General features: G+C 73.7%; 3 protein-coding genes and 1 pseudogene. All 4 read right to left on the bottom strand.

Annotated elements, in window-relative coordinates; translation table 11 throughout:
• Positions 1 to 320, bottom strand: a pseudogene (locus AB0C69_RS40425) (aldolase); the annotation flags it as partial.
• Positions 321 to 500: 180 nt separating this feature from the next.
• Positions 501 to 1328: an inositol monophosphatase family protein gene (locus tag AB0C69_RS40420; RefSeq protein WP_360361770.1), complete on the bottom strand. Its 828-nt coding sequence runs from the start codon at positions 1326 to 1328 to the stop codon at positions 501 to 503.
• Entirely contained in the window at positions 1325 to 2110 is a 786-nt protein-coding gene (locus AB0C69_RS40415) for an HAD family hydrolase (RefSeq protein WP_360361767.1), read from the bottom strand. The genes AB0C69_RS40420 and AB0C69_RS40415 overlap by 4 nt, the downstream gene beginning before the upstream one ends.
• A partial coding sequence (locus AB0C69_RS40410; protein WP_360361765.1) for an ABC transporter ATP-binding protein occupies positions 2107 to 3171 on the bottom strand: 1065 nt, incomplete at its 5' end. The genes AB0C69_RS40415 and AB0C69_RS40410, both read right to left, overlap by 4 nt.

Raw genomic sequence — 3171 nt, 5'->3', positions numbered from 1 at the left:
CCCCGGTTCATCGAACCGACCACGACCTTGCCGTCCAGCACCCCCAGCAACAGCAGATCCTCGATCACATCCGGCGTCCCCAGCACCCCGTCCACACCCGGACGCTCCAACGCCGTGCACAACCGATCCAGCAACTCCCCCCGATCGGCCATCGCCAGCGGATCACCCCCCGCCGCCAGCGCACCCCGAGCCGGATGATCCGCCGCCACCAACATCAACCGACCCGAACCACCCAGCAACGACGCACGCCTCACCCGCCCCCGAGCCGCCTCCGCCACCGCACCCGGACGCACCGCCCGCACCTCCGGCAGCCCCGCGATCCGCTCCGCCCGGGACCCGGCCGGAGTCACCGGGTCCCCCGTCCCACCAGCGCATCGATCATCGTTCACCGTTCCTGTCCGCGAGCGCGCGGCGCCGGGTCGCGCCGCCGGCGCCGCCGAGTCTGGTCAAGATCACGAAGGGCTGTCAAACCACCACGGGGCGCGCTCGCGGGCGGGTCCTCAGGCCCCCGCGCCCTTGTAGTCCGCGACCTCGGCGATGACGGACCCGGCGAGGTCGAAGCCGGCCACGCACGCCAGGTAGCCGGGGGCCTCCCAGTCGTCGCCGCCTGGCTCGCCGCCGAGCGGCACGTACGTCCCGCCGGCCTGCCTGACCAGCAGAAGTCCGGCGGCGATGTCCCACGCGTTGATGGACGAGTCGTAGGCGGCGTCCGTCCATCCGGCGGCGACGTGGGCGAGGGTGAGGGCGGCGCTGCCCGGGCGGCGGACGGTGGCGAACGCGTCGACCATCCGGCCGTAGCGCCGCAGCGCCTCCTCGCGCCCGAGGCTCAGGTCGTAGGCGCTCGGGTAGGACGTGGCGACGACGGCGGTGTCGTCGCGGGTGGCGCCGCGGCTGCGGATCGGTTCGCCGTTGCAGGTGGCGCCGTCGAGCGTGGCGGTGAACATGTCGTCGCGCACCGGGTCGTAGACGACGCCCGCCACCAGCTCGCCGCCTGCGGCCGCGCCGATGGAGACGCAGAAGAACGGCAGGCCGACGGCGAAGTTGGCGGTCCCGTCGATGGGGTCGACGAACCAGCGCAGGTCGCCGTCGCCGCCGCCCACGCCGCCCTCCTCGCCGACGACGACGCTGCCGGGGGTGTGCTCGGCGAGCACCTGGCGGATCGTCTCCTCCGCCGCCCGGTCGTGCTCGGTGACCGGGTCGTGGATGTCGCGCTTGTGATCGACCTCGGGACGCGACCGGAACGCCGTCCGCAGACGGTCCCCGGTGGCGCGGGCGGCGAGTTCGGCGATCCCGGCGAGCTCCCGCGAGGCGGGGACGTCGACGCTCATCGTTCTCCTTCTGTCGTGGCGGTGAGCAGGTCCAGCAGTCCGTGCCCGTCGTCGACGACGGCGTCGGGGCGGCAGCGGACCTCGTACGGGACGTCATGGGTGCCCTTGGCCACCATCAGCACGTTCCCGCCGACGCCGGCGCGGTGCCCGCACAGGACGTCGCGGTCGAAGTTGTCGCCGACGTACCAGGCGTCCGACGGCTCGACGCCGAGGGCGCGGGTCGCGATCCAGATCATCTCCGGGTTGGGTTTGCGGATGCCGACCTCGTCGCTGTACACCTCCAGGGCGAGCTTGCCCGCCAGCCCCGTCGACGCCGTGTAGTCGCGGTGCACCGCGCCGGACAGCGCGTTGCTGACGACCGCGCAGGGGATGCCGAGCCCGGCGGCGGCGTCGAGCAGTTCGGGGATGCCGGGACGGGTGCGCCGGTCCTGCCGCAGTTCGCCCATCCGCTTGCACAGCGGGGTGGCGTGCGCGACGACGAGCTGCCGCGCGGGCGCGGGCCAGTCGGCCGCCACGTAGTCGCCCCAGAACGCGGCGTGGGTCATCTCGCGCGGGGCGTACGGGCGGGACATGGCGTCCTTCCAGCACTTGTCCGCGGCCGCGCCCGCCCTGATGTCGGTCTCGATCGCGGCGGCGTCCAGCTCGCGGGAGCCGGCGCCGGTGAGAAGGGCGTGGACCTCCTTGGCCAGAGCGGCCGGCCAGCCGTCCCGCTTGGAGGTCTCGACCAGCACGCCGCCGAAGTCCAGCAGCAGCGCCCGCGGCCGGCGCATGGGCGCGGTCACAGGGCGGCCTTCTTGACGGGCGCGACGGCGTCGTCCCAGGCGCCCATCCGGGAACCGTCCTCGGCGAACACGTGGAGCCGCCCGGGGCGCGTCCAGCAGTGGAGCCGGTCGCCCGGGGCCGCCTCGGGGTCCTCGTGGGTGACGGCGAACAGGTCGGTGTCCAGGACGCGCAGCTGCACGGTCCAGCTCGACCCGGTCGGCAGGACGGTCTCGACGACCGCCTCGTCCCACCAGGCCGCGTCGGGCACCTCGTCCCGCGACTTCGCCAGCTTCAGCGCCTCGGGGCGGACGCCCGCGCACGCGGGCCCGCTCAGCCCGGCGTGCTTCTCCACGAAGCGCAGCAGCGACCCGGCCAGCCCGTCGGGCTCGTCGCCGAGGGGGACGATGTTCATCGGCGGGCTTCCCACGAACTCGGCGACGAACCGGTTGGCGGGCCGCTCGTACATCTCCATCGGCGGCGCCACCTGCTGGAGCTCCCCCTCCGCCATGACGGCGATGTGCGTGGCCATCGTCATGGCCTCCATCTGGTCGTGGGTGACGAACACGACCGTCGCGCCCGTCTCCTCGTGGATGCGCTTCAGCTCCGTCCGCATCTCCAGGCGCAGCCGCGCGTCGAGGTTGGACAGCGGCTCGTCCAGCAGCAGGACGTCGGGGTCGACGGCGAGCATCCGCGCCAGCGCGACGCGCTGCTGCTGGCCGCCGGACAGCTGGGACGGGTACCGGTCCATGCAGTCGGCGACGCGGACCTTCTCCAGGGCCTCCCGCGCGCGGGCCTTGCGGCGCTCCGCCGGGACCCGGCGCATCCGGAGCCCGAACTCGGTGTTGCCGCGGACGGTGAGGTGCGGCCAGAGCGCGTAGTTCTGGAACACCAGCCCCATGTCCCGCTTCTCCGGCGGGACGTAGACGCCGCGCTCGACCGAGTCCAGGACCCGGTCGCCCACGCTGATCTCGCCCAGGGTCGGCTGCTCCAACCCGGCGATCATGCGCAGGGTGGTGGTCTTGCCGCAGCCGGACGGCCCGAGCAGGCAGGTGAAGGACCCGTCCGGAATGACGTGGTCGAG

Source organism: Actinomadura sp. NPDC048032, from assembly GCF_040653175.1.
In the GTDB taxonomy this organism is placed as follows: Bacteria; Actinomycetota; Actinomycetes; order Streptosporangiales; family Streptosporangiaceae; genus Spirillospora; species Spirillospora verrucosospora.
Note: the sequence above shows the minus strand (reverse complement) of the source record. Positions and strands in the feature narration are given on the sequence as shown.